This is a genomic window from Kitasatospora sp. MY 5-36 (genome assembly GCF_001182915.1).
In the GTDB taxonomy this organism is placed as follows: domain Bacteria; phylum Actinomycetota; class Actinomycetes; order Streptomycetales; family Streptomycetaceae; genus Kitasatospora.
In genome coordinates this window covers 1-5004 of the sequence record NZ_LFVW01000749.1, presented here as the reverse complement: position 1 = coordinate 5004, position 5004 = coordinate 1, and the positions used below count along the sequence as shown (strand labels likewise).

Sequence of the window (5004 nt, the reverse complement as noted above, 5' to 3'; positions counted from 1 at the left end):
CGGCCACCGTGCCGACCGCGCCGGCCGCGCCGGTCACCAGCACCACGTCGCCCGGGCGCACCCCGACGGAGCGGGTCAGCCCGCCGTAGCCGGCCGAGGCGGCGGAGACCAGGGCGAGCGGGTCCGGGAAGTCCGACGGGACGGGGGTGAAATGCGCGGCCGCGGCGAGCGCGTGGCTCCGCCAGCCGTTCAGGTGGGTGACCAGGTCGCCGGGGCGCAGCGGCCCGTCCTCCGGCGCGGCCAGCACCTCGCCGAGGGCGGGCCCGAACAGCGCGTCCCCGGGGGCGATGTGCGGCATCGGCAGGCCGGAGCCCGCGCCGCCGATCAGCGTGCGCAGCCCGGGGAAGACCAGGAAGGCCCGGTTGCGGACGAGGACCTCCCCGGGGCCGGGCGCCGCCAGCGGCTCCTCGGTCACGGTGAAGTCCCCGGGGGCGGGCAGTCCGGCCGGTGCGGCGGTCAGCCGGACGACGCGGGCGGTGGTGGGCAGGGCCATGGCGGCACTCCTCTGAGCGGGCGGGGGAGGCGGCGGCGGTCGGTGCCGCCGCGGGACGCCCGGACGCTAACCCCTGACCCTTGCGTCAGGGGCAAGCCGCCCGGCCACGGAGGTGTCTGACGGGGCGTGGGGTACGCGGGTCTTCTAGAGTCACGCGTGGTACGGACGTACGACTGTGATACCCCCGTACGTCCGTACCGCCGGACGACCCCGAGCCGCACCGAGAGGAACGAGCAGCATGACCGAGCAGGCCCCCGAGCCCTTCGAGCCCGTCGACGAGGACTGGCGGACGGCGCTGGCGATCGTCGCCCACCCCGACGACATGGAGTACGGCGGGGCCGCGGCCGTCGCCCGCTGGACCTCGCAGGGCAAGAAGGTCGTCTACGTGATGGTGACCAGCGGCGAGGCGGGCATCGACACGCTGGACCCGGCCGAGTGCGGTCCGCTGCGCGAGGCGGAGCAGATCGCCTCGGCGCGCGTGGTCGGCGTCGACACCGTGGAGTTCCTCGGCCACCCGGACGGCGTGGTGGAGTACGGGCTGCCGCTGCGCCGGGACATCGCCCGGGCGGTGCGCCGGCACCGGCCGGACATCGTGATCACCAGCAACTTCCGGGACACCTACGGCGGGGTGTTCCTCAACCAGGCCGACCACGTCGCGGTCGGCCGGGCCACCCTGGACGGGGTCCGGGACGCCGGGAACCGCTGGGTGTTCCGCGAGCTGCTGGCCGAGGGCCACGAGCCGTGGAACGGCGTGCGGCAGATCTGGGCGGTGGCCTCGCCGGAGGCGAAGCACGCGGTGGACACCACCGGGACCTTCGACCAGGGCGTCGCCTCGCTGGAGGAGCACAAGGCGTACCTGGCCGGGCTGGGCGGGGCGATGGCGGAGCCGCGGGAGTTCCTGGAGGGCTTCGGCCGGGGCGCGGGCAGCCGGCTGGGGACGCGCTTCGCGGTGCCGTTCGAGGTGTTCCCGCTGCGTTGACCTCCGGCTACCCGGAGCCGGGGCCGGGGTCGGCGTCCCTGCCCGCGCGGCGCCGGCGCCGGTAGCGCAGCACCTGCCGGAGCAGGAGGGCGGCGACCAGCACGCCCAAGCCGACCGCGAACCAGACCTGGTAGCGCAGCGCCGTGTGGTAGACGGCGCCGATGTTGGCGCCGGCGAGGTAGCCGAAGGTGCCCCAGACCGCCGTCCACAGCACCGCGCCGAGCAGGTTGAACGCCAGGAACCGGCGCCGGGGCATCTCCGTGGTCCCGGCGATGATCCCGTTGTACTGGCGCAGCCCGTCCACGAAGCGGGCGACCGCGACCACCTTGCCGCCGTGCCGGGCGAAGAAGCCGTCCGCGCGCTCCATCCGGGCCGGGGTGAGCAGCACATAGCGGCCCCAGCGGTGGACGAAGGCGCGTCCGCCGGTGCGGCCGATCAGGTAGCCGAGGCCGTTGCCGAGCGCGGCGGCGCCGGTCGCGATCAGCAGGACGGCGGCGAGGTCGAGGTGCCCGGTGCCGGCGTACACCGAGGCCAGCACCAGGACGGTCTGCCCGGGCACCGGGACGCCGCAGTTGTCCAGCAGGACGAGCACCGCCACCGCGAGGTACCCGTAGTGGTCCAGCAGTGGCGCGAGCCCGGCGAGTGCCCCGGGCAGCGGGGTCGTGGGGGCGGGCACCGCTCCTCACCACCTCGCGCGGGGCGGGGTGGCGGGGGAGTGGGTCAGCGTTCCGCCTGGCGCTGTTCGATGTTGCAGTCGGGGCCGGGGTAGATCAGGCCCTCGTGGCCGTCCTCGAAGCGGACCACGTACGGCGGTTCGCCGTCGGTGCCGCGCACCTCGACGATCTCGCCCTTCTGGTCCACCATGCCCACCGACCTGCTGTGGATGTGGAGCCGGTCACCTACCGCCGCGTGCATGGTCTGCTCCCTCGGGTCGTGTGCCGGGCCGCCTCCGCGGACGGTTCCCGCTATCCACTGTGCTGCGGGGGCGGCGGGCGCGCAACGCCTCGGGCGGGCGGGGCCCGCGGGGCCGGGCCTCAGCGGGCGGACGGCTGTTGCGCGAGGTAGCCGCGGACCAGCCGCTTGCACTCGGCGATCAGCGCCGGATCGCCGTCCGGGGACTCCCGGAAGGCCAGTTTGAGCACCGCGTCGGCGGCCTCCAGGGCCACCCGCAGGGTCAGCATGACGGCCGTCGGGTCGCCCGCCCGGAACAGTTCGCCGCCGAGCGCCTGGAGCCGCAGGGCGACGGCGGTGTTGTTGTCCACGCCCGCGTCCAGCAGGTACCGGTCGTCCCGGAGGCCGGTGGGGACGGCCGGTCCGGCCAGGCCGAAGTCCAGCTGGCCGAAGCCCGGCACGGCGCGCTTCATCGCCACGAACTCCTCCACCGCGAGATCGGTGAAGAGGGCGGGGCCGACCGGCGCGGCGGCGGCCAGCCGGGCGTCCAGGCGCTGGAGGTAGTGGTCGAGGTTGCGGGTGGCGAGCGCCGCCAGCAGGTCCTCCTTGCCGGCGAAGAACTGGTACAGGGTGCCGATCGGCACCTGGGCGCGCTGGGCGACCTCCTTGGTGGTGAGCGCGGTCGCCCCGACCTCGTCCAGCAGCCCGGCGCAGGCGTCCAGGATGCGGCCGTACCGCTCCAGGCTGCGCTGCTGGACCGGGCGGCGCCGGACCGGTCCGGGGGCGGGGTGACTCCTGTCGCTCATGACCTCACTGTGCCGCATCCGCTGTTGCGGCGGCGAATCACCGGGGCGCGAACGGACCGGAGTTCCCCGTGGGACGGGAGACGACTGGTGGCCGGAGCTGAACGGCACGGTGGCGGGAAGGTGTCCACGGGTTGGCATTGGTCTTGTCGTGGACGCGAAGACAGGTTCATACTCCTGAGGCGGACTACCTTGCGTGATCAACGCATGCCTCTTCGTGGTGATCACGATTCAGCTGTGGCGGCCGAGGCGCCTGTGACGGACGCTCCGCCGCCACCCGAGGTCTGGATGACGCCGTGTGCCCCCACTGCCCGCGCCACGTCCCGTGGCGCCGATTCCCTGTGTGTTCCCCGCCGAACGGAAGGAGGGGATCGGTTCGGTGACGCCGTCCTCCGGAGGGCGTGAGGCCCTCGACACCGAGCACCGCCGCCAGTTCCTGGAGTCCGGGTACCTGGTCCTGCCCGGCCTGCTGCCGGAAGCGCTGCGCGAACGGCTCGCGCCCGAGGTGGACCGGTGGGTCGACGAAGGCCTGCGGGCCCGGTCGATCGCCGCGTGCGCCGACCCCTTACGGCACGGACCGCCCCCGCTGCTGGAACTGGAACTGCCCGCCCACGGCGAACTCCTCACCCACCCGCCCCTGTTGCGCACCCTGACCCGCCTGCTCGGGCCGGACTTCGTCTTCCACCACCTGCACAGCGACCGCCAGGACCCGGGGATCCCGGGCAAGGCCTGGCACCACGACTGCGAGCCCAACGACCGCTCCGACCCGTCGCTGCTGATGGTCCACGCGCTGCACTACCTCGGCGGACTGGACGAGAAGGTCGGCAGCCTGGCCGTGCTGCCCGGCTCGCACCTGCGCACCGTCGGCAAGTCCGCCTTCGCCCACCACGGCACCGGCGAACTGCCCGGCGAGGTGGTCATCGACCGGCTGCCGCCCGGCTCCACCGTGCTGCTCAACTCGGCGCTGTTCCACACCCGCCGGCCGGCACCCGAAGGGCCGGGCCGCCCCCGGTACTTCGTCGACGCCTCCTACTGCCAGGTGGGAGCGCGCTGGCGCCCGGTGAAGCCGTACTGGCGGCAGATGCTCGCCCGGGCCCGCGAACTGGACCTGGCCGACGGCCAGTGGCCCGAGCTGTTCGCGGAGCGGCACTTCACCGAGTACACCGGCAGCGAACACGCCCGCACCGAGTACACCGGAACCGTCTGAGGAGCACTGCCGTGGAGATCGTCACAGCCGTCGCCTACCCCGAGGTCCACGACGCCTACCTGCGGGACCACCCGGTGGATCGGGCCCACGAGGCGAACAGCAACATGTACGGCGAGGAGAACCTCGACCGTGCCGACCGCATCCCCGGCGGCTGGTGGCGGATCCGGCTCTCCCGGACGGACGTCCTGGGCATCGTGCTGCCCTGGCACCTGAGCGAGGGCGGGGAGCTCGAACTGGTGCCGCGCTCCGGGCTGACGGTGGGCGAGGCGGCCGAGCGGATCCGCGCGGGCGGAGCGGCCTGGACCGCCGCCAACCCGGTCTGCGCGGCGAAGCTGCGGCTGCTGAGGTGGGCCCCGCTCACGCCCGTCTTCCTCAGCACCGCCCCGGTCGACCACTCCGACTACGGGGACCTCGTGCTCCGGTCGGGGCTGATCCACCTCGACGGCCTGCACCGCATGCTGGCCTGGGAGTTGGCCGGACGGCTGCCCGAGCGGGAGCTGCTGGACGGCTACCTGGTGGGCGACCCGGGGGTGGCCGCCGGCCCCGCCCGGGCGGGCCGGACGGGGGACGAGTCGGCGTGACCTCCGCGACGCAGCACCTCCGGTCCGCGTCCTGCGGCCACCCGGCCGAC

At 74.3% G+C, this 5004-nt stretch carries 6 protein-coding genes and 1 pseudogene; 3 read left to right on the top strand and 4 right to left on the bottom strand.

The window, feature by feature from the left end; all coding sequences use genetic code 11:
- Positions 1-493 (bottom strand): annotated as a pseudogene (locus tag AE652_RS35150) (NADP-dependent oxidoreductase); the annotation flags it as partial.
- A 238-nt stretch (positions 494-731) separates the two neighbouring features.
- On the opposite strand from AE652_RS35150, the gene AE652_RS35145 reads away from it, so the two are divergent.
- A complete protein-coding gene (locus tag AE652_RS35145; RefSeq protein ID WP_049659050.1) occupies positions 732-1472 on the top strand; it encodes a PIG-L deacetylase family protein in 741 nt (246 codons plus the stop codon).
- A 7-nt stretch (positions 1473-1479) separates the two neighbouring features.
- Here the strand turns inward: AE652_RS35145 and AE652_RS35140 are convergent, their stop codons facing one another.
- From AE652_RS35140 to AE652_RS35130, 3 genes are all read right to left on the bottom strand, one after another.
- A complete protein-coding gene (locus AE652_RS35140; RefSeq protein WP_049659049.1) occupies positions 1480-2148 on the bottom strand; it encodes a DedA family protein in 669 nt (222 codons plus the stop codon).
- A 44-nt stretch (positions 2149-2192) separates the two neighbouring features.
- Positions 2193-2387, bottom strand: a complete 195-nt coding sequence (locus AE652_RS35135; RefSeq protein ID WP_049659048.1) for a DUF1918 domain-containing protein — start codon at positions 2385-2387, stop codon at positions 2193-2195.
- 119 nt (positions 2388-2506) lie between these two features.
- Positions 2507-3169 carry a TetR/AcrR family transcriptional regulator gene (locus tag AE652_RS35130; RefSeq protein WP_049659047.1) on the bottom strand — a complete coding sequence of 221 codons (663 nt, stop codon included), beginning with the start codon at positions 3167-3169 and terminating at the stop codon, positions 2507-2509.
- A gap of 376 nt (positions 3170-3545) precedes the next feature.
- Between AE652_RS35130 and AE652_RS35125 the strand changes: the two genes are divergently transcribed.
- Together AE652_RS35125 and AE652_RS35120 are read left to right on the top strand one after the other, a co-directional pair.
- Positions 3546-4373, top strand: coding sequence for a phytanoyl-CoA dioxygenase family protein (locus AE652_RS35125; protein WP_199823191.1), 828 nt, complete (start codon positions 3546-3548; stop codon positions 4371-4373).
- An 11-nt stretch (positions 4374-4384) separates the two neighbouring features.
- Positions 4385-4954: a DUF6309 family protein gene (locus tag AE652_RS35120; protein ID WP_049659046.1), complete on the top strand. Its 570-nt coding sequence runs from the start codon at positions 4385-4387 to the stop codon at positions 4952-4954.
- Positions 4955-5004 lie beyond the last annotated feature (50 nt).

Bases quoted from the DNA above. Each gene is read 5' to 3' on its own strand.
- AE652_RS35130 (WP_049659047.1), bottom strand. From the start codon at position 3,169: ATGAGCGACAGGAGTCACCCCGCCCCCGGACCGGTCCGGCGCCGCCCG.
- AE652_RS35145 (WP_049659050.1), top strand. From the start codon at position 732: ATGACCGAGCAGGCCCCCGAGCCCTTCGAGCCCGTCGACGAGGACTGG.
- AE652_RS35135 (WP_049659048.1), bottom strand. From the start codon at position 2,387: ATGCACGCGGCGGTAGGTGACCGGCTCCACATCCACAGCAGGTCGGTG.